At 62.2% G+C, this 21,782-nt stretch carries 24 protein-coding genes and 3 tRNA genes; 13 read left to right on the top strand and 14 right to left on the bottom strand.

Going from position 1 to position 21,782, the window contains the following annotated elements; all coding sequences use genetic code 11:
* Positions 1-38 precede the first annotated feature (38 nt).
* From QEN71_RS03780 to QEN71_RS03765, 4 genes are all read left to right on the top strand, one after another.
* Positions 39-320: a type II toxin-antitoxin system RelE/ParE family toxin gene (locus QEN71_RS03780; RefSeq protein WP_201653077.1), complete on the top strand. Its 282-nt coding sequence runs from the start codon at positions 39-41 to the stop codon at positions 318-320.
* Positions 321-336: 16 nt separating this feature from the next.
* Complete coding sequence (locus QEN71_RS03775; protein WP_201653074.1) at positions 337-777, top strand: HigA family addiction module antitoxin; 441 nt, start codon at positions 337-339, stop codon at positions 775-777.
* Positions 778-928: 151 nt separating this feature from the next.
* Positions 929-1,945 (top strand): class 1 fructose-bisphosphatase, encoded by a 1,017-nt coding sequence (locus QEN71_RS03770; RefSeq protein WP_201653071.1) that lies wholly within the window; start codon positions 929-931, stop codon positions 1,943-1,945.
* Between the two features lie 81 nt (positions 1,946-2,026).
* Positions 2,027-2,102 (top strand) — tRNA-Thr (locus QEN71_RS03765).
* Positions 2,103-2,157: 55 nt separating this feature from the next.
* Here QEN71_RS03765 and QEN71_RS03760 read toward each other — a convergent pair.
* Together QEN71_RS03760 and QEN71_RS03755 are read right to left on the bottom strand one after the other, a co-directional pair.
* Complete coding sequence (locus tag QEN71_RS03760) at positions 2,158-3,297, bottom strand: acyl-CoA dehydrogenase family protein (RefSeq protein ID WP_201653068.1); 1,140 nt, start codon at positions 3,295-3,297, stop codon at positions 2,158-2,160.
* Positions 3,290-4,540 (bottom strand): CaiB/BaiF CoA transferase family protein, encoded by a 1,251-nt coding sequence (locus QEN71_RS03755; protein WP_201653065.1) that lies wholly within the window; start codon positions 4,538-4,540, stop codon positions 3,290-3,292. The genes QEN71_RS03760 and QEN71_RS03755 overlap by 8 nt, the downstream gene beginning before the upstream one ends.
* A 93-nt stretch (positions 4,541-4,633) precedes the next feature.
* Between QEN71_RS03755 and QEN71_RS03750 the strand changes: the two genes are divergently transcribed.
* Positions 4,634-5,569: a LysR family transcriptional regulator gene (locus QEN71_RS03750; RefSeq protein WP_201653062.1), complete on the top strand. Its 936-nt coding sequence runs from the start codon at positions 4,634-4,636 to the stop codon at positions 5,567-5,569.
* A 6-nt stretch (positions 5,570-5,575) separates the two neighbouring features.
* Here the strand turns inward: QEN71_RS03750 and QEN71_RS03745 are convergent, their stop codons facing one another.
* The 3 genes from QEN71_RS03745 to QEN71_RS03735 are packed head-to-tail and all read right to left on the bottom strand — an operon-like array spanning position 5,576 to position 9,669.
* Positions 5,576-6,043 (bottom strand): TlpA family protein disulfide reductase, encoded by a 468-nt coding sequence (locus tag QEN71_RS03745; protein WP_201653395.1) that lies wholly within the window; start codon positions 6,041-6,043, stop codon positions 5,576-5,578.
* A 3-nt stretch (positions 6,044-6,046) separates the two neighbouring features.
* Entirely contained in the window at positions 6,047-7,300 is a 1,254-nt protein-coding gene (locus QEN71_RS03740) for a sialidase family protein (protein WP_201653060.1), read from the bottom strand.
* Positions 7,288-9,669, bottom strand: a complete 2,382-nt coding sequence (locus QEN71_RS03735) for a TonB-dependent receptor (protein ID WP_201653057.1) — start codon at positions 9,667-9,669, stop codon at positions 7,288-7,290. Before QEN71_RS03735 ends, QEN71_RS03740 begins: the two co-directional genes overlap by 13 nt.
* Between QEN71_RS03735 and QEN71_RS03730 the strand changes: the two genes are divergently transcribed.
* Positions 9,668-9,826, top strand: a complete 159-nt coding sequence (locus tag QEN71_RS03730; RefSeq protein ID WP_223963853.1) for a hypothetical protein — start codon at positions 9,668-9,670, stop codon at positions 9,824-9,826. The genes QEN71_RS03735 and QEN71_RS03730 overlap by 2 nt on opposite strands.
* A 7-nt stretch (positions 9,827-9,833) precedes the next feature.
* Here the strand turns inward: QEN71_RS03730 and QEN71_RS03725 are convergent, their stop codons facing one another.
* Entirely contained in the window at positions 9,834-10,214 is a 381-nt protein-coding gene (locus QEN71_RS03725) for a DUF2946 domain-containing protein (RefSeq protein ID WP_201653054.1), read from the bottom strand.
* A gap of 226 nt (positions 10,215-10,440) precedes the next feature.
* Here QEN71_RS03725 and QEN71_RS03720 point away from each other — a divergent pair, with 226 nt between their 5' ends.
* The 3 genes from QEN71_RS03720 to QEN71_RS03710 all read left to right on the top strand — a co-directional run bounded on the left by QEN71_RS03720 (position 10,441) and on the right by QEN71_RS03710 (position 11,522).
* Positions 10,441-10,590 (top strand): hypothetical protein, encoded by a 150-nt coding sequence (locus QEN71_RS03720; RefSeq protein WP_201653051.1) that lies wholly within the window; start codon positions 10,441-10,443, stop codon positions 10,588-10,590.
* Positions 10,575-10,739: a hypothetical protein gene (locus tag QEN71_RS03715; protein WP_201653048.1), complete on the top strand. Its 165-nt coding sequence runs from the start codon at positions 10,575-10,577 to the stop codon at positions 10,737-10,739. The genes QEN71_RS03720 and QEN71_RS03715 overlap by 16 nt, the downstream gene beginning before the upstream one ends.
* A gap of 186 nt (positions 10,740-10,925) precedes the next feature.
* Positions 10,926-11,522: a chorismate mutase gene (locus tag QEN71_RS03710; protein WP_201653045.1), complete on the top strand. Its 597-nt coding sequence runs from the start codon at positions 10,926-10,928 to the stop codon at positions 11,520-11,522.
* Here QEN71_RS03710 and QEN71_RS03705 read toward each other — a convergent pair.
* The gene (locus QEN71_RS03705; protein ID WP_201653042.1) at positions 11,519-12,697 is read right to left on the bottom strand and encodes an exonuclease domain-containing protein; all 1,179 of its coding nucleotides are present in this window, start codon (positions 12,695-12,697) and stop codon (positions 11,519-11,521) included. The two genes, QEN71_RS03710 and QEN71_RS03705, sit on opposite strands and share 4 nt — an antisense overlap.
* A gap of 324 nt (positions 12,698-13,021) precedes the next feature.
* Positions 13,022-13,225, bottom strand: coding sequence for a cold-shock protein (locus tag QEN71_RS03700; protein ID WP_201653039.1), 204 nt, complete (start codon positions 13,223-13,225; stop codon positions 13,022-13,024).
* Positions 13,226-13,633: 408 nt separating this feature from the next.
* On the opposite strand from QEN71_RS03700, the gene QEN71_RS03695 reads away from it, so the two are divergent.
* Positions 13,634-13,876 carry a hypothetical protein gene (locus tag QEN71_RS03695; RefSeq protein WP_201653036.1) on the top strand — a complete coding sequence of 81 codons (243 nt, stop codon included), beginning with the start codon at positions 13,634-13,636 and terminating at the stop codon, positions 13,874-13,876.
* Between the two features lie 533 nt (positions 13,877-14,409).
* On the top strand, positions 14,410-15,573 hold the full coding sequence (locus QEN71_RS03690; RefSeq protein WP_201653033.1) for a porin: 1,164 nt from the start codon (positions 14,410-14,412) through the stop codon (positions 15,571-15,573).
* A 118-nt stretch (positions 15,574-15,691) separates the two neighbouring features.
* Here the strand turns inward: QEN71_RS03690 and greB are convergent, their stop codons facing one another.
* Complete coding sequence (gene greB, locus QEN71_RS03685) at positions 15,692-16,264, bottom strand: transcription elongation factor GreB (RefSeq protein WP_028369681.1); 573 nt, start codon at positions 16,262-16,264, stop codon at positions 15,692-15,694.
* 120 nt (positions 16,265-16,384) lie between these two features.
* Between greB and QEN71_RS03680 the strand changes: the two genes are divergently transcribed.
* Both QEN71_RS03680 and QEN71_RS03675 read left to right on the top strand, forming a co-directional pair.
* Positions 16,385-16,461 (top strand) — tRNA-Arg (locus QEN71_RS03680).
* Positions 16,462-16,566: 105 nt separating this feature from the next.
* A tRNA-Arg gene (locus tag QEN71_RS03675) sits at positions 16,567-16,643 on the top strand.
* Positions 16,644-16,729: 86 nt separating this feature from the next.
* Here QEN71_RS03675 and QEN71_RS03670 read toward each other — a convergent pair.
* The 5 genes from QEN71_RS03670 to QEN71_RS03650 all read right to left on the bottom strand — a co-directional run bounded on the left by QEN71_RS03670 (position 16,730) and on the right by QEN71_RS03650 (position 21,632).
* Positions 16,730-17,218 carry a phage protein NinX family protein gene (locus tag QEN71_RS03670; RefSeq protein WP_201653030.1) on the bottom strand — a complete coding sequence of 163 codons (489 nt, stop codon included), beginning with the start codon at positions 17,216-17,218 and terminating at the stop codon, positions 16,730-16,732.
* 67 nt (positions 17,219-17,285) lie between these two features.
* Positions 17,286-19,670 (bottom strand): RelA/SpoT family protein, encoded by a 2,385-nt coding sequence (locus tag QEN71_RS03665; protein ID WP_201653027.1) that lies wholly within the window; start codon positions 19,668-19,670, stop codon positions 17,286-17,288.
* A gap of 79 nt (positions 19,671-19,749) precedes the next feature.
* On the bottom strand, positions 19,750-19,953 hold the full coding sequence (gene rpoZ / locus QEN71_RS03660; protein WP_006025620.1) for a DNA-directed RNA polymerase subunit omega: 204 nt from the start codon (positions 19,951-19,953) through the stop codon (positions 19,750-19,752).
* A 62-nt stretch (positions 19,954-20,015) separates the two neighbouring features.
* Entirely contained in the window at positions 20,016-20,690 is a 675-nt protein-coding gene (gene gmk / locus QEN71_RS03655) for a guanylate kinase (protein ID WP_201653024.1), read from the bottom strand.
* Positions 20,691-20,708: 18 nt separating this feature from the next.
* A complete protein-coding gene (locus QEN71_RS03650) occupies positions 20,709-21,632 on the bottom strand; it encodes a YicC/YloC family endoribonuclease (protein WP_201653022.1) in 924 nt (307 codons plus the stop codon).
* Positions 21,633-21,782: the final 150 nt, after the last annotated feature.

Below are 21,782 nucleotides of genomic sequence, written 5' to 3'. Positions count from 1 at the left end.
AATGGTTTACGTTTAACATGACGCGTTATACACTCCCCATGATCTCAACGTTCGGCGACAAGGAAACCGCGGCTGTCTTCAAAGGCATTTTTGTGCAGTCGCTGCCGCGAGAAGTGCAGCTGATCGCGCGCCGCAAACTGCTGCTGATCGATGCAGCGAGGTCGATCATCGACATGTTCGCGCCGCCTGGAAACCGGCTCGAATTGCTGCAAGGCACGCGCAGCGGCCAATGGAGCATCCGTATCAATGCGCAATGGCGCATCTGCTTCCAGTACATCGACGGCGACGCGCTCAATGTCGAGATCGTCGACTATCACTGACTCGTAGGAAACCATCATGGCCATCAAACGTTCTGAACTGGACAACGTCGACTTCGCCGAGGTTGCCACGGGCGAACGCATGCCCGAGACGACGCCCGGGGATGTCCTGCGCAGCGAATTTCTCGAACCGCTCGGCATGTCGGCCAATGCGTTGTCGCTGGAACTGCGCGTGCCGGCGCCGCGCATCAACGACATCGTGCGCGGCAAGCGGGCCATTTCGTCGGAAACGGCCTTGCGTCTGTCGCGCTTTTTCGGCAACAGCGCGCATTTCTGGCTCAATCTTCAGATTGCCTACGACTTGCGCGTCGCAATTGCGGAATCGGGCGAGAAAATCGAGCGCGAGATCGAGCCGCTGCCGCCTTCGCGCCGGCCCAAGCACACACGGCTGTCGCGCGAGCAGATCAAGGCCGCCGAGGACGCAGCGGCGGCATCACGCCGGGTTTCCGCGTCGCGTTGAGGCGCTCTGAGGCGCTCTTTCTCCGCTGGCCGGGAGCCGCGGAGCGTACGACCGTACGCCCGGCAGCAACACCGCGATTATTTAAAGTCACGGAACCCGAACATCGAAAGGTTAAAATCGGGAAATTCCCAAGCCTCTCCGGAGTACTGCAATGTCTTTGCAACGTCGTACCACTCTCACGAAGTATCTGATCGAGCAGCAGCGCGAAAACAACAATCTGCCTGCCGATCTGCGCCTGCTGATCGAAGTCGTCGCGCGCGCGTGCAAGGCCATCAGCTATCACGTCAGCAAGGGCGCGCTCGGCGATGCGCTCGGCACGGCCGGTAGCGAGAATGTGCAGGGCGAAGTGCAGAAGAAGCTCGACATCCTGTCGAACGAAATCCTGCTCGAAGCCAACGAATGGGGCGGCAACCTCGCGGGCATGGCATCGGAAGAAATGGAACAGTTCTTCCCGATCCCTGCGAACTATCCGAAGGGCGAATACCTGCTCGTGTTCGATCCGCTCGACGGCTCGTCGAACATCGACGTCAACGTGTCGATCGGCACGATCTTCTCGGTGCTGCGCTGCCCGGACGGCCAGCAGCCGACGGAGCAGTCGTTCCTGCAAAAAGGCACGCAGCAGGTCGCGGCGGGTTATGCCGTATACGGCCCGCAAACCGTACTCGTGCTGACCACGGGTAACGGCGTGAACTGCTTCACGCTCGATCGCGAACTGGGCTCGTGGGTGCTCACGCAAAGCGACATGCGCATTCCCGTCGAGACGCGCGAATACGCGATCAACGCATCGAACCAGCGTCACTGGTATGACCCGGTGCAGCAGTACATCGGCGAGTTGAATGCGGGCAAGGACGGTCCGCGTCAAACCGACTTCAACATGCGCTGGATCGCATCGATGGTCGCCGACGTGCATCGCATCCTGAACCGCGGCGGCATCTTCATGTACCCCGCCGACAAGCGCGATCCGTCGAAGCCCGGCAAGCTGCGCCTGATGTACGAAGCCAACCCGATGGCGTTCATCGTCGAACAGGCGGGCGGTGCGGCGACCAATGGCGAGAAGCGCATCCTCGACATCCAGCCGAAGACCCTGCATGAGCGCGTCGCGGTGTTCCTCGGCTCGAAGAACGAGGTCGATCGCGTGACCCGCTATCACCTCGAAAAGAAAAGTTGAGAAAGCACTTGCCAAGCCTGAAAACAGGCTTCATAATCTCACTTCTTCGTTGCTGACGAATTAAACGAAAGCAACAACGGAGCCGGAATAGCTCAGACGGTAGAGCAGCGCATTCGTAATGCGAAGGTCGGGGGTTCGATTCCTCTTTCCGGCACCAGCAAGATTCAAACAAAAAGCCCAGTCCTCGTGACTGGGCTTTTTGCTTTCTCACGTCATCCCAACACCGTACGCGCAATCACCGTCCGCTGAATCTCAGACGATCCTTCGTAGATCCGCAGAATCCGCGCGTCGCGAACGAAGCGCTCCAGTGGCATCTCGCGCGTGAAGCCGTATCCACCATGCATCTGCAGCGCTGCATCGGTGACGAACGCAACCATCTCCGATGCATAGAGTTTTGCCATCGATGCAGCCTGCGTAAACGGCACACCCTCCGCCCGTTTGACGGCTGCCTGCAAAGTCAGCAGCCACGCAGCTTCGAGCCTCGTCTTCATATCGGCGATTGTCCATTGCAGACCTTGCCGGCTCGACAGCGGCTCACCGCCCACCCGCCGCTCTTTCAACCACTCGATCGCCGCCGACAACGCCGCTTCCGCAATGCCGATACTCGTTGCGGCCACATCGAGCCGGCTGTTGTCGAGCACCTTCATCGCCGTGCGAAATCCGCTGCCCTCCGCGTCGACGCGGTTCGCGGCGGGCACGAAGCAATCGAGCGCCACTTCATGCGCGGGCGCGCCGCGTATGCCCATCAGCTTTTCCGCGGGCGCAACGTCGACGCCCGGCGCGTGCCTGTCGACCACGAATGCGCTGATGCCGCGCGTGCCCGCATCGGGATCGGTCTTCGCATACACGACGATGAACTGCGCCGCGTCGGCATTCGAGATGAAGTGCTTGACGCCCTTGATCCGATAGCCCTCGCCTTCGCGCGTCGCGCGGGTCGCCATGTCGGCGGGATTGGAGCCCGCGCGCGGCTCCGTCAGCGCAAACGCGCCGAGCTTTTTGCCGCTGGCCGCGTCGGGCAGATAGCGATCGCGTAACGCATCGTCGCCGCCGATCAGGATCGAATCGGTGGCGAGGTAATGCGCGCCGATCATCGACGACGTCGACGCACACGCCTTCGCGATCTCCACCAGCGACAGCACGATCGCCACCGGCGACGCTTCAACGCCGCCCCACCGCTCCGGCAAGTTCATGCCCATCACGCCGAGTTCGGCGAGTTGCGCGACGTAGCGCGTCGTCGAAAGCTCTTCGCGATCGACTTGCGCGGCGCGCGGCGCAAGTTCGCTTTGAGCAAAGCGCGCGATTGCATCGGCGATTTCAATGTCGCTGTCTTCGATGCCTAAACGCTTATGCATGGTCGCGCTCCTCTTTGCGAATTGCATCTTCTGTCGTCGCAGCACAAGCGCCGAACGCGCCACGCTCGCGCAACGACGCAATGTCTTCGTCGTCGTAACCGAGTGCCTGCAAGAGCGCATCGGCATGTTCGCCGAGCGCCGGCGCAGGCGTCACACGATTGGCGTCATACGCGGAAAACTTCACTGGCTGCGAAGGTAAGCGCGTAGCGAACCTTCCATCTCGCTGCACGTCGGTGAGCAACCCGCGATGCACCGCTTGCTCGCTCTCAACTGCCTCCGAAAGATTGCGAATCGGCGCGACGGGAATGCCGGCTGCACCAAGCGTCTCGTTGACATCATCGACGGTTCGCGTCGACGACCACGCTTCAATCACCAGCCGCAACTCGGCTTCATGAAGACAGCGCGACGCATCGCTGGCAAAACGCGGATCGTCCGTGAGATGCGTTGCGCCGATCGCCTGAGCAAAAGCAGCGAAGAGCTTGTTATTCAGCACCGCGACGACATAAAAGCCGTCAGCCGCACGATACGCGCCGAACGGCGCCGACGACGGATGCCGGTTCCCCACGCGGCGCGGCGCGAGGCCCGTCGCAGCGTAGCGCGCAACGAGCGTCGCGCTCAGGCCGAGCGTCGCGTCGAACATCGACACGTCGACGTGCGTGCCCTTGCCGTTCTTCTCGCGCGCGAGCAACGCGGCGAGCACGCCCCACGATGCGAACAGACCGCTGACGACGTCGGATACCGATTCGCCGATCATCGTCGGCGGTCCGTCGGGCGAACCGGTTGCGTCCATCAGCCCGCACATCGCCTGAAGGATGATGTCGTACGCGGGCCGATGCGATTCAGGCCCCGTCTGCCCGAAACCCGACACGCTCGCATACACGAGCGACGGATTGATCGCGCTCAACGCCGCGTAGCCGATGCCGAGTTTGTCCGCGACGCCGGGCCTGAAATTCTCGACGACGACATCGGCGTCCGCGCACAACGCCCGCGCGAGCTCACGCCCCGCGTCCGTCTTGAGATCGAGCACGATGCTGCGCTTGTTGCGGTTCATCGCGGCGAACAGGCCGCTCTCACCGTCCGCGCCGAACGGACCGACAACACGATAATCATCGCCGGCAGGCGGCTCGATCTTGACCACATCCGCGCCGAGATCGCCGAGCAGCGCGGCGCAATACGGGCCCGCCAGCACGCGCGAGAAATCGATCACGCGCAGACCGTCGAGCGGCAAGGTAGAACGTTGCATCGCACGCCCCTTTCACGAGAGATGCAACGATTCTGGGCGGCTGACCCTATCAAGTAAAATATGGAATTGAATTACCACCTATAGGTTTTTCTGATGCGTATCTCGTTGCGGCTTCTGCGTTACTTCACGGCGGCGGCCGAAACGGGCAGCACGACAGCGGCGGCAAAACTGCTGAACGTGTCGCAGCCTTCCATTTCGGTCGCCATTCGCGAACTCGAAGCGCTCTTCGACGACACGCTGTTCACGCGTGAGTCGGGCGCGAAAATGACGCTGACGCGATTCGGCGTGCGCAAGCTGGCGGAGGCGCATCAACTGCTGAACGCCGCCGCATCGTTCGAAGCGGACGACAGCGGCGATGCAGCCGCTGGCGAAGTGCAGATCGGCGTGTTCAGCACGATCGCGCCTGTCTATCTGCCCGTGCTGCTGCGCGTTGCGCGCGAACGCTTTCCCGATCTGTCGATCCGGTTCGTCGAAGGCGATCTCTTGCAGCTGGAAGACGCGTTGCGCAGCAGTCGCATCGAACTCGCGCTGATGTACGACGTCGGCCTGCCCGCTGATATCGAGCGCGAATGTCTCGCGGAACTGGGGCCTTATGCGCTCGTGCCCGCTGCATCGAAGCTCGCGAGGAAAGCGGGCAAGGTTTCGCTGCACGATCTCGCGAAAGAGCCGCTGATCCTGATCGATCTGCCGCACAGCCGCGAGTTTCTGATGGCGCCGTTCTGGCAATGCGGGCTCGCGCCCGAGGTGCGTTATCGGGCGACGTCGATCGAACTCGTGCGCGGGATGGTGGCGAACGGTCTCGGCGTGTCGCTGCTGATTACGCAAGGCGACGCGAGCGCGACGGCGGGTGCGATCGAACGGCCGATCCGCGAAGAGACGATCCGCCAGCCGCTGGTGATCGCGCGGCCTTCACGCGCGTCGCGCACCAAGGCGGCGGAACTCGTCGCGCAATGCATCCGCGACGCGGTCAACGAAGCAATGGCGAAACGCGTGGTGCAAACGCGCCGCCGCGCGACGCAGCCAAAATAGCGCGCGTCAGCGATGCCACGCGTCGAGCGCCGCGGGCTGCAGCAATCCGCTCGACGCCTGACGCGTACCGTGTGCATCGATCAGCAGCGTGCGCGGCATTTCGCCGTGCCAGTTGGCATCGAGCGCGCGACGCAGCTTTTCCGGCATCGGCTCGGCGTTCGCGTAGAGCGCCGTCTGCGGCGGCAACGGCAGCGACGCGAGCACCTGCGACAGCGCCGCCGCGTTGTCGTCGATCGGGTCCATCGCGATCATCGTCAGACGCACATCGCGATGCTTCTTCTGCCACTCGGCGATGCGCGCGGTGTTCTCGCGGCAATAGCTGCAATCGAGCGACCAGATTTCGACGATCTGCGGCTTGCCTTGTGATGCCGCCAATACCGCCTCGACGTCCGACGCGTACAGCGGTTTCAGATCGGCGGCATGCGCGCTCAACGCGGCGAAGCAAGCCGCGAGCAACATCAGCATTCGCTTCATCATTTACTTGCCCTCCTCGACGGGCACCAGCATGTAGCTGTCGTTCTGCGTGCGCCATGACAGATAAATGCGCCCCGCGTCGTCGAGCAACTGCGGGTTGTCGCTGCCGCCTGCCGTCTGCGCGAGCGAGCGCGGTGCGCTCCAGTGCGCGCCTTCGTCGTCGGAGCGGCGCAGCATCAGGCGCATCGTGTCGCCGTCAAAGTCCTTCCACGCGAGCCACAGCGTCTTGCCGCGCGCGATCAGCGCCGCGTGCGACGCCTGCTCGTCCGGCTTGCCCGTATCGCCGAACGCCCACGGTTCGCCCAGCGGCTTGCCGTCGGCGGACAGGCGCGAATAGTAGACATCGGCGCGTCCATTCACGACGCTGAACCATGCCATGTGCCGCACGCCGTCCGGCGTGATCGCGAGCGCCGGACCGTGCTCGGGACACGCTTCCATATGCCAGCCGGAGAACGTCGCGCGAATCGGCACGACCGGTTGACCGGCGTCGACGGGCAGCACGGCGAGCGCATGGTCGCGGATCTGGCCTTCGAACACGTTGCGCCACATCGCCTGCACGCGGCCTTCGCTGTCGAGCGCCAGCGCGATCCGGCAGCACTCGCACGTGTGATCGGCGACCTTGCGCTCGGGCTGGAACGTCAGCCCGCCATCCGTCGATACCGCGTAATACACAGCCGCGCCGTCGTACGGCTTGCCCGCCTTTGTTGCCAGCGTGAGATCGCGCTTGTCGATCCACGTGACGAAAATGCGCCCTTGCCCGTCGACGATCAGCGAATCGAAACGATGCGTGATCGGCTGGCGGTCGCCGTGCACTGTGGCGGGCACGCTCCAGGTCGCGCCGCCGTCCGTCGAGCGCGAAAAGCGCACCATGCCCGTGTACGGCTGGTCGAGCGGCATCGACCACGTGACGTAAATCGTCTTCGCATCCGGACTCGCCGCGATCTTCGGACGATTCTCGGCACTCGTGTAGATCGGCTCCGGCATCGCGTTGACCGTGACGGGCGCCGACAGCGCAAGGTTCTTGCCATCCGCCCTGTCCGCATGCGCGACGACGACGTGCTGCCCTTCGACCCACGTCACCCACAGCCGATGTTTCGAATCGAACGTCGCGCCCGTCGCGAGCGGCGTCTTCGCAGGCTTCGCGGCGGCGTTGCTCGCGCCCATGCCGTCCATCTTGCTCATGTCGTGCGCCATCAGCGGCTGCGTCAGCGAGAGGCTTGCGGCCAATACCGCCGCCCATTTTCTTAAAGCGACCATTTGAGTTCTCCGTAGAACGTGCGGCCCGGATAAGGGTGGAAGACGTAATAGCGGCGGTCCGTGACGTTGTCGATGCCGACGGACGCCAGCCAGTGTTTGCCCATCTGATAGCGCGCCTTCAGGTCGATCACGAAGAACGAACTCGTGCCGCCATAGACGTCGGGGTTGATGTCGCTGTTGTCGAGCGTGTTGTACTGGCGGCCTGAGTAGCGCATGCCGACGCTGCCCTGCCACTGCTGCGTGAAGTGGTAATTCGCGAGCAGGTTGGCGCGCATGACGGGAATGCGCGGAAAGCGCTTGCCGACGTACGATGGATTCGCCGAATCGGCGAGGATGCGCGAATTCGTCGCCGATACGTTCGCGTCGAGATCGAGCCCATGCAGCAGCACGTTCTGCCCCGAGAACGCGAGTTCGACGCCGCGCACCCGCACACGGTCCACGTTCGAGATGTTCGTGACCGTCGTCGAACCGCTGACAGTGGTCTGGCTATAGATCGAATCGCGCAGATCGCTCTGGAACACGCTGGCTCGCACGACGCCGACGCCGACATCGCGTTCTGCCGTGAAGTCCCAGTCGATCGCCTTCTCCGGACGCAAGCCCGGGTTGTTGTTGATGATCGCGTTGTTCGAGATCGTTCCCTGGAACAGCTCGGCGACGCTCGGAAAGCGCGTGCCCGTCGCGAACGACAGCCGGAACAGCCAGTCCTGCGTCGCCTGCCATTGCACCGACGCTTTCGGCGACAGCGCGTTCGCGCTGCGGTCCGCATAGCCGAAGGTCGACGCGCTGTTGCCGAGCGCGCCGTCGTAGGCGTCCCAGCGCTCGTAGCGCAGACCGAGCGTCGCGAGCCAGCCGGGCGCGAAACGCCACGCGTCCTGGCCGTAGAGCGCCTGCGTGCGCGTGTCGCCGCGATACGTGCTGGCGAGCGTCGTCGGCGAGCCGTTCAGCCAGTCGGACGCGTTGTACGTCTCGTTGCGCAGGAAGTAGTTATCGAAGTGATAGCCGACGGTCAGCGCGTGACCTGCATAGGACGGCGATTCCGCTTTCAGGTCGAAGGTGCGCCAGCCGGTGCCGTCGCCATAGAAGATTGTGCCGGGACCGCCGGCGTAGGCGGCAGGCGGCGCTGTCGTCGACGAGCGCAGCACGTCGCGCGACACGTCGTACGCGGACACCACGCCCGACAGCTTCCAGCCCGAATCGAGCCGCGCGTTCAGTCCGAACGCGTAGAGCCAGTTCTCCTGATCGCCGTTGGCGGGCGAGAACGCGGTCGGCGCGATCGTGTAGTTCTTCCCGCCGATCGTCACGTTGCCCGCATAGACGGGATTGCCCGCGGCGTCCGTCAGGAAGGTCTGCGCGCGGTCCTTATAGTGGTTTTCCCAGTGCCCGAGCGTCAACGTCGCATCGATGTGGTCGGTGAGCGCGTAGCCCATGCGCACGCTTTCGTTGATCTGCTCGGTGCGCTCCATCATCTGCGGACCGACAATCACGCGCGGCTGGCCGTTCGGGCCGATGTCCGACGCCGCGCCCGTCACGGCGACAGGCGCGCCGAGCTTCGCGTTGTACGCGCTGTTCGGGCTCGCGTACTGGAGCGGCTGGCTGTTGTTCTCGAGGCGGTCGAGCGTCAGGGAATACCAGAACCTGCCGACGCGATCGGCGATATGCGCCGTCTCGTGATTGCCGCCGAAGTTCTTCGAGAAACCGTACGCGTCGTCATAGTGCTGCGTGAACAGTTGCGTATCCAGCGACGCTTCGAGTTTCTCCGGCTTGCGCGTCGTGATCTGCACGGTCGAGCCGATCGAGTTGCCCGGATACAGCGCCGAGAACGGACCGTACAGCACTTCGACCTGCGCGATGTCGTCGGGCGCGATCAGCGACCAGCGCGGCGGATACGCGTAGCTCGAACCCAGCAGATTCGACAGCAGCAGCCCGTCGGCATAGACGAGACCGCGCGCGCTCTGCAACTCGTTGAAGTCGCGGCCCGCGAAGACGGAATTGCGGTCGCCCGTGAAGCGCTTGCGCACCATCACGTTCGGCGCGTACTTGAGCGCGTCTTCCGTGTTGACGATGTTGCGCGCGTCGATCTGCTCGCGCGTGACGGTTTCGACGACGCCGGGCGTGTCGGGCGAAAACGCGGGCGCCGCGCGCGCGGCCGTCACGCTGACGGCCTGCAACGTGTTGGCGGAGTCCGTCAACGAATTCGCGGAACTGTTCGTTACAGAAGTATGGGAGACCGAAGTATCGGATGCGGGTTGGTCGATGGCGGCACGATCGGTCGTACTTTCATCGGCCCATGCAGGATGAACGGCGAACACTGTCGCGCACGCAAGCGATAGCGGCGTGCGGGCGGACAGCGCAGCGGAAACGATGCGCATGAAGAATCCTGGAAACGTGATCGAAGGCGCCATGCCGATGCCGATGTCCAGCGCGATCCGCCACACGAAGCATGCGGATGGCGGATCAGGACGAAGGCGGGCACGGCGGCCCGCCGCCCGCTACGTCGTAACGACGCCGGGCGAACGAGCTGGCTGAAAGCGCTTCAGATCGACGGGACAGGTGGTGCGCGAGGTTGTGCGACGCGTACGCTGCGGCGCACAAAGACGGCTTCCGGTTCGATGGCTTGCGCGTAGGCAAGCGTACGGACGGGAGGCGCAACGAACGGGACACTGGCGCCAAGTGCGAAGTTGGCGGCGAAGCCGGGACAGTAGACACAGTGGGGAACGACGAGGTGCGTCTTCGACGTGCTGTCGTTCGAACCATCGAGATGGATGACGACGTTTTGCGCGCCGGCCGCGTGACAGAGTTCGACGGAAAGCGGGCCTTCGTTGCCCGGCGCACGCGCATAGCCGATGACGGGCGACAGTACATTGAGTACCAGCGCCAGCCATACGAGACTGATCCAGCGTGTCGAACGTGTCATCGCGACTTGAGAAAGTGAGCGCGCGCAGTATAGCAAGCGGCCGCGAGACAGTCTTTAGACGTACTGCAATATGGACAATCGTTAAATTCTAAACAAGGCGCTTCAATCCCTGGGAGCCTGTGCCGTTAAAGCAACAGAGAGCGCGCCAAAACATCGGCTGTGTGCGGCAGCGCTGGTGCGCTGCACGAGCCGAGGAAGATAATGAATTCGTAAAGGAGAACCCATCATGGATACCAAACCGCCGAAGATTCCGACCCCCGACAAGGTGTTCAGCCCGGATCCGGAACCGGCAGGCGTTGAATTTCTGGGCGCGGAACTGCCAGAGCACGTTCGCGCGTTCTTTGACGAACAACGCAAGTCGTGCGACTCGAAGTAACGGTCGACGTGCGTTCTGAAGCATCGGGGTTCGCGCCGCAGCCGCGTGCGCGTGGTGTCGACGCGCGTCTATGCGCTTCGTTCGATGAAGCGCCGGGTAGTCCTGCGCCCGCGTTTTTGCTCGGCTTGCCGCTGATTTCGTTCTGCTGAGCGCCGCTGACGACGCGACATCGTGTCGCGGGCGTACGCGTTCGTTCGTTCAATTGAACGTCTGTTTGTTCTTCGTTTGTCCTTCGCCGTTCAGGCGCACGTTGCGCATGCGTGACGCATAATCGCGCGCTTCGTCTATCCTTCTGCCTTTCCCTTTCGATGTAGCCGCATGCTGCAGCACGCTCAATGACCCGTCCGAAACTCGTCGGCGCGCTTGGCGCGATTCTGCTTTCTTCCGCTCTCGCCTTCTCGCCCACATCGGCTCGGGCCGACGGCGACGACACGGCGCTCACGAATCTGATCGCACTCGTCTCCCAGCGGCTCGCGCTGGCCGAACCCGTCGCGCGTTACAAGTGGGCGCACCATCAGGCGATTACCGATACGCCGCGAGAACAGGCGCTGCTCGCCGACGTCGAGAAGCGCGCCACGCGCGCGGGTGTGGACCCGGCGTTCGCGCACGCGTTCTTCCAGGATCAGATCGATGCGAGCAAGGACGTGCAGAACGCGCTGTTCGAGACATGGCGCACGACCCGACCGCCCGAAGGCGCCGCGCCCGATCTGGCGACGAGTCTCAGGCCGCAACTCGACAAGCTGACGCAATCGCTGATCGCCGGGCTGGCGCGCATGCAGACGCTGCGCGCACAGGACGATTGCCCGACGCGCGTCGCGCGCGGCATCGACAACTGGAAATCGCTCACCCGCTATGACAACACCCGAAACGCCGCGCTGACGCGGGCGCTCGGGCATGTGTGCGAATCGGGCGGCGTCGGGGCGACGGGTTAGGCGGCGTCGGCTGGCGCTGTCGTCAGCACGACAGCGTCCGAAGCCAGAGCGGCCGGGCGGCTGAGCGGCAGCACCTGCAGGCCGCGCGCGAGATGCGACTGGAGAATGCGCCAGGTCGCGAGTTCGAATGCGCCGGGTACGCTGGCCGCGAGCAGCGTCGCGGCTTCGGCAAGCGACGGCGCGTGTCCGAGATAGCGCCAGCGATCGACGATGTGGAACACACGTCCGCCTTCAGCTGTATCCCGCTCCTCGAACGCGATGGCGCCGTCATACGGCCATGGCGCATCGACGGGATCGGCGCGGCTCACGCGCGGCACACGGTTGTGCGGCGGGCGCAGTGCGGCGATCAGTTGCGCTTCGGCGAGCAGCGCGCCGATCTCGCCGCCCGTCGCGCGCCATTCGACGCGGCGCACCTGCTGCGCGAGCTTCATCTCTTTCGACGAACGTCGCTCGCCCGTCAGGTGCGAGCGCAAACGCTGACGCACGCGCACGCTGCGTCCTACGTAGAGCGGCGCGTCGCTCTCGCCGTAGAACGCATACACGCCGCAACCTGCGGGCGCGGTGTCGATCAGATCTTCCGTGATATCGCCCGCGAGCCGGAAACGCCGCATCGTCTTGTCGATCTGCGAGCGCAGCACGTCGACGGGCACGAGGCCATGCAGACGCTGCCAGTACTGCCAGATCAGATCGGCGTCGGCGAGTGCGCGGTGGCGATCCGAAGGCACGAGCGCGTGACGCTCGACGAGCGCGTCGAGGCCGTGGCGCTTTTCGGCGGGAAATAGCGCGCGCGACAGGCGCACCGTACACAGCACATCGGGATTGAAGGCGAAGCCCGCGCGCTGGAACTCGCTGCGCAGAAAGCCGCGGTCGAAGCTCGCGTTGTGCGCGATGAAAAGCTTGCCGTCGAGCCGCGCGAACAGTTCCGCGGCAATGGCGGCGAACGTGGGCGCGCCGCGCACCATCTCGTTGGTGATGCCCGTCAATTGCTGGATGAACGGTGGGATCGGCTGACCGGGATCGACGAGCGTGGTCCAGCTGGACGCACCGTCCGGCCCCACTTCAACGACGCCGACTTCCGTGATTCTGTGCTCGCCGACGGAACCGCCCGTGGTTTCAAGGTCGACGAAAACAATCGGCACATCGAGGGCCGGCTCAGACAGAAACGGTTCAGACATGAGAAAAACTGAAGGATGCAGGACTTCGCAGAAGTATGCCCTATCGGCGGCAAAGCTTGCGTGCGCAATTTCAATTCAGACGAATTGGCACGCGATCATCGGCGAGGCGCCAATCTCCCTATTCGACATATCGCCATAAATAAACCATCAATCAGGGATTACACCGATTAATACGTCGAACGCGAAAATAAGCTGAGTGGAAACGATTACGGACGAGCCGTTTATACCAGGACGATCGCCAGCGGTTAAAGCGCTGATGAGCAGGCAATAAAAAACCCCCGCAAAGCGAGGGTTTATCCTGGGAGCCGACGGCTCTTCAGCGAATTACAGCGGCTGAATGTTCGCAGCCTGGCGACCCTTCGGGCCAGCCTTCACGTCGAACGACACGCGCTGGTTCTCCTTCAGCGACTTGAACCCTTCCGAGCGGATCTCCGAGAAGTGCGCGAAGAGATCCTCGCCACCCGTGTCGGACGTGATGAAGCCGAAGCCTTTAGCATCGTTGAACCATTTGACGATACCGGTTTCCATGTTCCACTTTCCTCAATTTGAATAAGTCAGGCAATGCCATTAATGCCGATTACGATCCACGACTCCGAAAACCGGAAATATATGCAGCGCGCACTATTAAGCTTCGGCCATCGAAAATCCAGCACGGCATTTATACGGGGAAGCACAATCGCGCGTCAAGGGGTTTCAAATCGAAACCTGGACGCCCGTCAAATCATTCATTAAAGCGAACGCCGGGTCGGTTATTAATCAACGGATGCCGAATTGATTCCGGTCTCTATTGCCGACTCGAGGTGCTATAACAAACAGAGGTGAGAAACTTTTTCCGCAATGTAACAAAACGTGAGTTTCGTAAGTGTTTTCACGAGTTGTTAAGGTGCATTCTGAAACGCAAGATTTCAGCCAGCAGTTTGCAATTGGAGAAATGCCATGCTGTTCGACACGCTTCGCCGCATCGCCGCCCACCTGTTCCGCCCCACGAACGCCGCCCCTGCCTCTGACACGCTTGCGCAGCGCGCGTCGGCGCTGGAGTTCGATCCGATGTGGCATGGCGACCACTGGCAGAACCTGCTGTCATCCCCAATGGACGCGCGCCATTACGTGATCGAAGATTGGAGCCTGACGCCGGGGCTGGAATTCGCGCCCGCCGTTGCGGATGGAAAGCACCAATAAATCGATTGCTATAAAGCTGTAAGCGGGCGAAAAAAAAGCGCGACTCTTGCGAAGTCGCGCCGACAAAGGTTTGGAGATCTTTTTCGTCAACGAAAAAGTCTGCTTCGAAAAGCAGAGATTTCAGTATAGCGCCGGTGGCGGTTTTGATTAGCGTCGACTCTCGCAATCTACTATTGCAAAGCTGACAACAATCGTTAACCCGCGATTTTCGCGTTGTTTTCGCACGTCATTTCATGTCGTAATTGAACAACGCGCAAAGGTTGACACATAAGGCTGATATCCGCCAATCGGCCGGAAACCCTTTATCGATAAGGCTTTCAGGCCTCATCTCGATAATTTCCCATTCTGTAATACTTTATTGCTAATTTCGGAACGGCCATCGGGCAGGTCACGTCTCTACACTTTGCCTACCCGGAAACGAACGCACGTCGGTCACCGTGCGTTGTTCACGCGATTTGCCTCTCGCAGCAACCGCGTGAAGTTTCCTTCAAGCCTGGGTTTCCAAAACCCATCCTGTTCTCGGAGTTACAAAGATGAAAAAGACTCTCATGGTCGCGGCCCTCTCGGGCGTTTTCGCAACGGCTGCGCATGCGCAAAGCAGCGTCACGCTGTACGGCCTGATCGATGCTGGCATCACCTACACGAATAACCAGGCTACGGCCCCGAACCAGGGTCACAGCAACGTCCAGATGACGTCCGGCTCGGTGAACGGCAGCCGTTTCGGCCTGCGCGGCGCTGAAGACCTCGGCGGCGGCCTGAAGGCAATCTTCACGTTGGAAAACGGCTTCGGCATCAACGACGGCACGCTCAAGCAGCAAAGCCGTCTGTTCGGCCGTCAGGCGTTCGTTGGTCTGGCAAGCGACCAGTTCGGCGCTGTGACCCTCGGCCGTCAATATGACAGCATGGTCGACTACGTCGGTCCGCTGTCGCTGACGGGCACGCAATACGGCGGCACGCAGTTCGCCCACCCGTTCGACAACGACAACCTGAACAACTCGTTCCGCGTCAACAACTCGGTCAAGTACCAGAGCGCGAACTACGCTGGCTTCAAGTTCGGCGCGTTGTACGGCTTCTCGAACCAGGCTGACGGCTTCTCGAACAACCGTGCATACAGCGCGGGCGCATCGTACAGCTTCGCAGGCTTCAACGTCGCTGCTGCTTACCTGCAACTGAACAGCAACGGCGCGACGGGCACGAACGCAGCGTTCAACACGTCGGGCGCAGTCAACGGCGACAACACGTTCTTCGCTGGCCGCCAGCAGACGTGGGGCGCAGGCGCGAACTACACGTTCGGCCCGGCAACGGCTGGCCTCGTGTACTCGCAGACGAACCTGTCGAAGATGGCTGGTATCAACCAGGGCGCATCGGGCAACCAGGGTCTGCAGAACAGCTTCGGCGGCAACAGCGCTCACTTCCAGAACTTCGAAGCGAACGCACGCTACGCTCTGACGCCGGCACTCAGCGTCGCTGGCTCGTACACGTACACGCGTGCAAGCCTGGGCGGCGAGCGTCCGCACTGGAACCAGTTCAACCTGCAAACGGCCTACGCGCTGTCGAAGCGTACGGACGTGTACCTGCAGGGCGAATACCAGCAAGTCAGCGAAAACTCGATCGTCAACGCCAACATCAATGGCCTGAACGCTTCGGCGAACGAGAAGCAAGTTGCTGTGACGGCTGGCCTGCGTCACCGCTTCTAAGCATCAGCAGTACTTGCAGCATGAAAAAGGCGCCGCTTGCGGCGCCTTTTTTTCGTTCGTGCGGCAGCGTTCGAATGAGCCGCGCTGGCTACGGCGTTCGGAGGCGCTCGGAAGAGCCTTACGCCTCTTCCTCTTCGCGCGTCGGATAGACCACGTCGAGCACATCGATCGGCTGCGGGCCGGCCGGCGTGTGCAGCGTCACCTGATCGCCGACCTTCGACTTCAGAAGCGCCCGCGCGATCGGCGAAATCCAGCTGACGTGCCCTTCGTCCAGATTCACCTCGTCGATACCGACGATCTTCACCGTATGTGTCTCGCCGTCTTCCGTCGCGTACTCGACGGTCGCGCCGAAGAACACCTGATCGGTGTTCTCCTGGCGGCTGCTGTTCACCACCTCGGCCAGATCGATACGCTTCGTCAGAAAGCGGATGCGCCTGTCGATCTCCCGCAGCCGCCGCTTGCCGTAGATGTAATCGCCATTCTCCGAGCGGTCACCGTTCGACGCCGCCCACGACACCAGCTTCACCACTTCGGGCCGGGCTTCGTCGATCAGATGCAGCAGTTCGTCGCGCAGCCGCCTGTAGCCCGCCGGCGTGATGTAGTTCTTCGCGCCAGCAGGCACGTCGGGTTGAGCGGCTTCGAGATCGTCGTCGTTCTCGTCAGTCGATTCTTTGACAAAGGCTTTGTTCATGATGGTTCAGCGTTGAAGCGGACATCCAGATATCTAGCCTACATGATACGGCGGTTGTCACAAATTTCGGGGTTGCCCCTTCCCTTTTTCCGAGACCTTGCTATAATCTCATTTCTGCGTGCGGCTGTAGCTCAGTTGGATAGAGTACTTGGCTACGAACCAAGGGGTCGTGGGTTCGAATCCTGCCAGCCGCGCCACTTTTTTCGAGGGCCTTCCTCCGGGAAGGCCCTTTTGTTTCACCGGGCTGAACGCGCAGTATCATGCGTTACCCGAGCAGTTCAAGCGAAGTTCAAGTTTAGCGTGCGGCTGTAGCTCAGTTGGATAGAGTACTTGGCTACGAACCAAGGGGTCGTGGGTTCGAATCCTGCCAGCCGCGCCACCCATGAAGGGCCTTCCAACCGGAAGGCCCTTTGTCTTTCTGGCTTCGCTTTTCCGCGCCAACGCCTTCCGCCCGTGCAGATCAGTTCAGCGCGGCGCCGACCCGATATCACCAATCTCGCCATCCGGCTTCGGTAGCTCGTTCTCGATGCCCACAGCCGACTGTTCGCCGATCGGCGTCGCCCGCGTGCCGAACAGCGACTGAGGCTGGCGCACCACCTCCTCGACGGTATCGCCGAACCGGCTGATCACGAACGCCCTCAACAGCGCGAGACGTAGCGATTCGCCGTGCGCGGATACCGTCTTGTGACCGCCCTCGAAGTCCGCGACGCAATGCGCTGCGCCGTCGCGCGTGCGCTCGCTCACTTCGAGCCGCTGCGCGCGCTCCAGCACGACAGCCGCGGCTTCCCATGACACCGAAGGCGTGAAGCGTCCGTCCCACGGACGTCCGCGGTCGTTGCCGCGTATCGAGACGACGCTGCCGCTATCGGTAAAGTGGATTTCGCGTACGAAGTCGTGCAGACTGCGGGCGACCCAGTAGTCGAGCGCGAGGCCGGAGAGATCAGCTACGTTCATCGTGTTGTTCCTGTAGACAGGCAAGGACAGGCACGCAAGGCACGCGCCCGCCTTTCAACTTCCGATTTCAGTAATCGGCGCGCTCGCGATCGATCCGCATGCCGCCGTCGTGATGACGATGCCCTTCTTCGCTCGGCCGTTCGCGCGCGATGCGCATTACGTCGAGATTGGTCCGCACGCGGCGCATCACGTTGGCGAGATGCACGCGGTCGCTGACCTGAATAACGAAGCGCAGCACCGTCGATTCCTGCGACTGGTCTTCGTCCATCGCAATGTGGACGATGTTTGCGTCGGCGGACGTGATATCCGCCGCGACGCGCGCGAACACGCCCTTGGTGTTCTTCACCAGCACCTTGATCGCGACGTCGAACAGACGGCCCGGCTGCGGCGCCCACGCGACGTCGATCCAGCGGCCCGGATCGCGCCGGTGAATGCGCTGCGCGACGCGGCAGTCGGTAGTGTGGATCGCCATGCCGAGGCCGATGCCGATATAGCCCATGATGTCGTCGCCGGGAATCGGACGGCAGCACGCGGACAGTTGCACCGACATGCCTTCCGTACCCGTGATGACGACGGGCGGCGCATTCGGCGTCGGATGTTCGGAGCGCGGATGATCGTCGTCGCCTTCGTGACCTTCGCGCCCGCTCATCAGCACTTCGATACGCTTGGCCATAACCGCGGCGACGCGCCGGCCGAGACCGATATCCGCGAAAATTTCCTGACGGTTCTTGTTGCCCGTCCACAGCACGAGTTTGTCCCACACTTCCGGCGTGACATCGGACAGCGCGAGCCCATAACCCTTGAGCGACTGATCGACGAGCCGTTCACCGAGCTGCACCGACTCGTTCAGACGCATCGTCTTCAGATAATGGCGGATAGCCGTGCGCGCCTTGCCCGTGCGCACGAAGCCGAGCCACGCGGGATTCGGCTTCGAATACGGCGCCGTGATCACTTCGACGATGTCGCCGCTCTTCAGCTCGGTGCGCAGCGGCAGCAATTCGTTGTTGATCTTCACCGCGACGCACTGGTTGCCCAGGTCGCTGTGGATCGAATACGCGAAGTCCAGCGCCGTGGCGCCGCGCGGCAGCGCCATGATCTTCGACTTCGGCGTGAACACGTAGACGGCGTCCGGGAACAGATCGATCTTGACGTGTTCGAGGAATTCGCTCGAATCGCCGACTTCGCTTTGAATGTCGAGCAACGACTTGAGCCACTGATGCGCGCGCTTCTGCACATCGTTGAGATCCGCGCCGCCGTTCTTGTAAAGCCAGTGCGCGGCGACGCCCGCTTCCGCGATCTCGTGCATCTTGCGCGTGCGCACCTGGAACTCGATCGGCGCACCGAACGGACCGACCAGCGTGGTATGCAGCGACTGATAGCCGTTGACCTTCGGAATCGCGATGTAGTCCTTGAACTTGCCCGGCACCGGCTTGTAGAGCGCATGCAGCGCGCCGAGGCAGGTATAGCATTCGAGCGCGCTTTCCACCACGACGCGGAAGCCGTACACGTCGAGCACCTGCGAGAACGACAGCTGCTTGTCGCGCATCTTCTTGTAGATGCTGAAGATGGTTTTCTCGCGGCCCGTCACTTCGGCATCGAGCTTCGCCTCGCCAATGGCGCGCTGCACCGATTCGAGAATCTTGCCGACCACTTCGCGCCGATTGCCGCGCGCCGCCTTCACCGCCTTTTCGAGCGTCGCGTAACGATGCGGATTGAAGTTCGCGAAGCTCAGATCCTGCAACTCGCGATACGTGTTGTTCAGGCCGAGACGGTGCGCGATGGGCGCGTAAATATCCAGCGTTTCACGCGCCACACGACGGCGTTTTTCCGGCGGCACTGCACCGAGCGTGCGCATGTTGTGAAGCCGGTCCGCGAGCTTCACGAGAATCACGCGCACGTCGCGCGCCATCGCGAGCAGCATCTTGCGGAAGTTTTCCGCCTGCGCTTCCTCGCGGCTGCGGAACTCCATCTTGTCCAGTTTCGACAACCCGTCGACCAGTTCCGCGACCTTCGCGCCGAAACGCTCGGCGAGTTCGGTCTTGGTCACGCCCTGGTCTTCCATCACGTCGTGCAGGAGCGCAGCCATGATCGACTGCGCGTCGAGCTTCCACGCCGCGCACGTTTCCGCGACGGCAACAGGATGCGTGATGTAGGGTTCGCCGCTTTGACGGTATTGCCCGAGGTGGGCTTCGTCGCTGAAGTGGAAAGCGGCTTTGACTTCCTTGATCTCTTCCGGGCTGAGGTAGCCGGAGAGCGCAGCAGTCAGCTTGGCGATGGAGACGACGTCATGCCGGCGCGGCTGCTCCGGCGTGGCGGTGGGTCCGAACAGATGGCGAAACGATTGTTCGAGGACCGCGTCGATGTACTTGCGTGCAGACGAAGGCGAGTCGCTTTCGTGTTCGTGGGCAGCGTGGTCCACTTCCGAGGCGGATGGCGAGGGGTTGGTGCTCATGGTCGCCTCCGTTGCGATGGTGCCTGTCTGCACGCGTGGGGTGAGTTACATGACGTTCGAACGTTGAAGTATGCGTGCCTTAGACGGGCACCTTCTTCAGCATTTCGACGCCGACCTGGCCAGCCGCGATCTCACGCAACGCGACCACCGTGGGCTTGTCGCGGCTTTCGATTTTCGGCGTGTGGCCTTGAGCGAGCTGACGAGCGCGATAAGTCGCGGCAAGCGCCAGTTCGAAACGATTCGGGATCTGTTTGAGACAGTCTTCGACGGTAATGCGGGCCATGTTGAAAATTCCTTCTCTGTATGTTGGTTATTCTACCTTATGTCCTTCCGACCTCGCCCGTATCACGCGTGCGGCAAGTGAATGCCGAGCTGCATGAAGAGGTCCGTATGGCGCGCGTATTGCGAAGCGAAGCGCGAGCGCGTCGCCGACACGAGGCATTGCAGTTCGGCGAGCGCGCGATCGAAGTTCTCGTTGATCACGACGTACTCCGCTTCCGCTGCGTGCGCCATCTCGCTGCCCGCTGCGAGAAGACGTCGCGTGATCACATTCGGCTCGTCCTGGCCGCGCTTTTTCAGGCGCTCTTCGAGTGCTTCCAGCGACGGCGGCAAGATGAAAATTTCCACTGCATTGCGGAACTGCTTCTTCACCTGCTGCGCGCCCTGCCAGTCGATTTCGAGCAGCACGTCATGGCCGCGTTTCATCTGCTCCTCGATCCACACGCGCGAGGTCGCGTAGTAGTTGCCGTGCACTTCGGCGCTCTCGAGAAACTCGCCGTCATCGTGACGCTGCAGGAAGTCTTCGACGGTCGTGAAGTGATAGTGCTCGCCGTCCTGTTCCTTCGGACGCGGCGGGCGCGTCGTGTACGAAATCGACAGGCGGATCGCGGAATCTTTCGCGAGCAGCGCGTTCACGAGTGTCGACTTGCCCGCGCCCGACGGCGCGACAACCATGAACAGGTTGCCCGGATAGACGCCGGCGTAGGGATTGCGTTTGTGCTCGGATTTGGCTTCGGTCATGCTGGTGAGACTCCCGTATTACTCCAGGTTTTGTACTTGTTCGCGCATCTGTTCGATGAGCAGCTTCAGCGTCATCGACGAATCGGCGAGTTCTTTCGCGGCTGCCTTCGAGCCGAGCGTGTTCGCTTCGCGGTTCAGTTCCTGCATCATGAAGTCGAGACGCTTGCCGACCTTGCCGCCCTTCTGGATGACGTGGCGCGTTTCGTTCAGATGCGCGGTGAGGCGCGACAGTTCTTCGGCGATGTCGATGCGAATGCCGTACATCGTCACTTCCTGACGGATGCGCTCGGCGATCTCTTCGCGCGACACGATCGTCGCGGCCGTATCCGGCGCGGCGATGCCGAGCGCTTCCTGCAGACGCTCGACGATCTTCTGCTGATGCTTCGCGATCAGCTCGGGCACGAGCGGCGTGATCTTCGTCACGATCGCTTCCATCTCGGTGACGTTGTTGAGCAGCATCGTGGCGAGCTGCGCGCCTTCGCGTCCGCGCACGTCGATCAGATCCGTGATGGCCTGCTTGCCGCACGCGAGCACGGCATCGCGAAGGACTTCCGGCGACACGCCGCTCTCCGCCAACACGCCGGGCCAGCGCAGGATTTCGCCCGTGCGCAGACGGCCCGCGTCAGGGAATGCCTCCAGCACGGAACGCTCCAGCACCGCGAGCTGTTCGAGCGCGTCGCGATTGAGCGCGCCTGCGTTCGCCGACTGCTCGCTGCGCTGCAGGTTGATACGGATATCGACCTTGCCGCGCGACAGCTTGTTCATCAGCATTTCGCGCAGCGTCGGTTCGCAAACGCGCACGTCTTCCGGCATCCGGAAGTTGAGATCGAGAAAGCGCGAGTTCACCGTGCGCAATTCGACGGACACGCTGACGCCGCCGTTGCCCGATGCTGCTGCGAGTTCGCGCGTGGCGCTCGCATAGCCAGTCATACTGTAGATCATGATAGGTCTCGCGATTGTGGTCGCGCGAATCTGCATCGCACGACCAGGGATTCGAGTCGCCCGGCGTGTACGAGACGCGAGGCGGGGAACGCGCATTATCCCATTTTTGACGGACGGACCCGCCGGAGGTGGCCTACGGGTAAGCCCGGG

Source organism: Paraburkholderia sabiae (assembly GCF_030412785.1).
Taxonomy (GTDB): Bacteria; Pseudomonadota; Gammaproteobacteria; order Burkholderiales; family Burkholderiaceae; genus Paraburkholderia; species Paraburkholderia sabiae.
The sequence above is the reverse complement of the archived record's forward strand: the minus strand, read 5'-3'. Positions and strand labels throughout refer to the sequence as shown.

Bases quoted from the DNA above. Each gene is read 5' to 3' on its own strand.
- QEN71_RS03710 (WP_201653045.1), top strand. From the start codon at position 10,926: ATGACCCGTCCGAAACTCGTCGGCGCGCTTGGCGCGATTCTGCTTTCT.
- QEN71_RS03690 (WP_201653033.1), top strand. From the start codon at position 14,410: ATGAAAAAGACTCTCATGGTCGCGGCCCTCTCGGGCGTTTTCGCAACG.
- QEN71_RS03725 (WP_201653054.1), bottom strand. From the start codon at position 10,214: ATGACACGTTCGACACGCTGGATCAGTCTCGTATGGCTGGCGCTGGTA.
- QEN71_RS03775 (WP_201653074.1), top strand. From the start codon at position 337: ATGGCCATCAAACGTTCTGAACTGGACAACGTCGACTTCGCCGAGGTT.
- gmk (WP_201653024.1), bottom strand. From the start codon at position 20,690: ATGACCGAAGCCAAATCCGAGCACAAACGCAATCCCTACGCCGGCGTC.
- QEN71_RS03740 (WP_201653060.1), bottom strand. From the start codon at position 7,300: ATGGTCGCTTTAAGAAAATGGGCGGCGGTATTGGCCGCAAGCCTCTCG.
- rpoZ (WP_006025620.1), bottom strand. From the start codon at position 19,953: ATGGCCCGCATTACCGTCGAAGACTGTCTCAAACAGATCCCGAATCGT.
- QEN71_RS03695 (WP_201653036.1), top strand. From the start codon at position 13,634: ATGCTGTTCGACACGCTTCGCCGCATCGCCGCCCACCTGTTCCGCCCC.
- QEN71_RS03670 (WP_201653030.1), bottom strand. From the start codon at position 17,218: ATGAACGTAGCTGATCTCTCCGGCCTCGCGCTCGACTACTGGGTCGCC.
- QEN71_RS03720 (WP_201653051.1), top strand. From the start codon at position 10,441: ATGGATACCAAACCGCCGAAGATTCCGACCCCCGACAAGGTGTTCAGC.
- QEN71_RS03760 (WP_201653068.1), bottom strand. From the start codon at position 3,297: ATGCATAAGCGTTTAGGCATCGAAGACAGCGACATTGAAATCGCCGAT.
- QEN71_RS03770 (WP_201653071.1), top strand. From the start codon at position 929: ATGTCTTTGCAACGTCGTACCACTCTCACGAAGTATCTGATCGAGCAG.
- QEN71_RS03700 (WP_201653039.1), bottom strand. From the start codon at position 13,225: ATGGAAACCGGTATCGTCAAATGGTTCAACGATGCTAAAGGCTTCGGC.
- QEN71_RS03755 (WP_201653065.1), bottom strand. From the start codon at position 4,540: ATGCAACGTTCTACCTTGCCGCTCGACGGTCTGCGCGTGATCGATTTC.
- QEN71_RS03650 (WP_201653022.1), bottom strand. From the start codon at position 21,632: ATGATCTACAGTATGACTGGCTATGCGAGCGCCACGCGCGAACTCGCA.
- QEN71_RS03665 (WP_201653027.1), bottom strand. From the start codon at position 19,670: ATGAGCACCAACCCCTCGCCATCCGCCTCGGAAGTGGACCACGCTGCC.
- QEN71_RS03745 (WP_201653395.1), bottom strand. From the start codon at position 6,043: ATGAAGCGAATGCTGATGTTGCTCGCGGCTTGCTTCGCCGCGTTGAGC.
- QEN71_RS03750 (WP_201653062.1), top strand. From the start codon at position 4,634: ATGCGTATCTCGTTGCGGCTTCTGCGTTACTTCACGGCGGCGGCCGAA.
- QEN71_RS03735 (WP_201653057.1), bottom strand. From the start codon at position 9,669: ATGCGCATCGTTTCCGCTGCGCTGTCCGCCCGCACGCCGCTATCGCTT.
- QEN71_RS03705 (WP_201653042.1), bottom strand. From the start codon at position 12,697: ATGTCTGAACCGTTTCTGTCTGAGCCGGCCCTCGATGTGCCGATTGTT.
- greB (WP_028369681.1), bottom strand. From the start codon at position 16,264: ATGAACAAAGCCTTTGTCAAAGAATCGACTGACGAGAACGACGACGAT.
- QEN71_RS03780 (WP_201653077.1), top strand. From the start codon at position 39: ATGATCTCAACGTTCGGCGACAAGGAAACCGCGGCTGTCTTCAAAGGC.
- QEN71_RS03730 (WP_223963853.1), top strand. From the start codon at position 9,668: ATGAAGAATCCTGGAAACGTGATCGAAGGCGCCATGCCGATGCCGATG.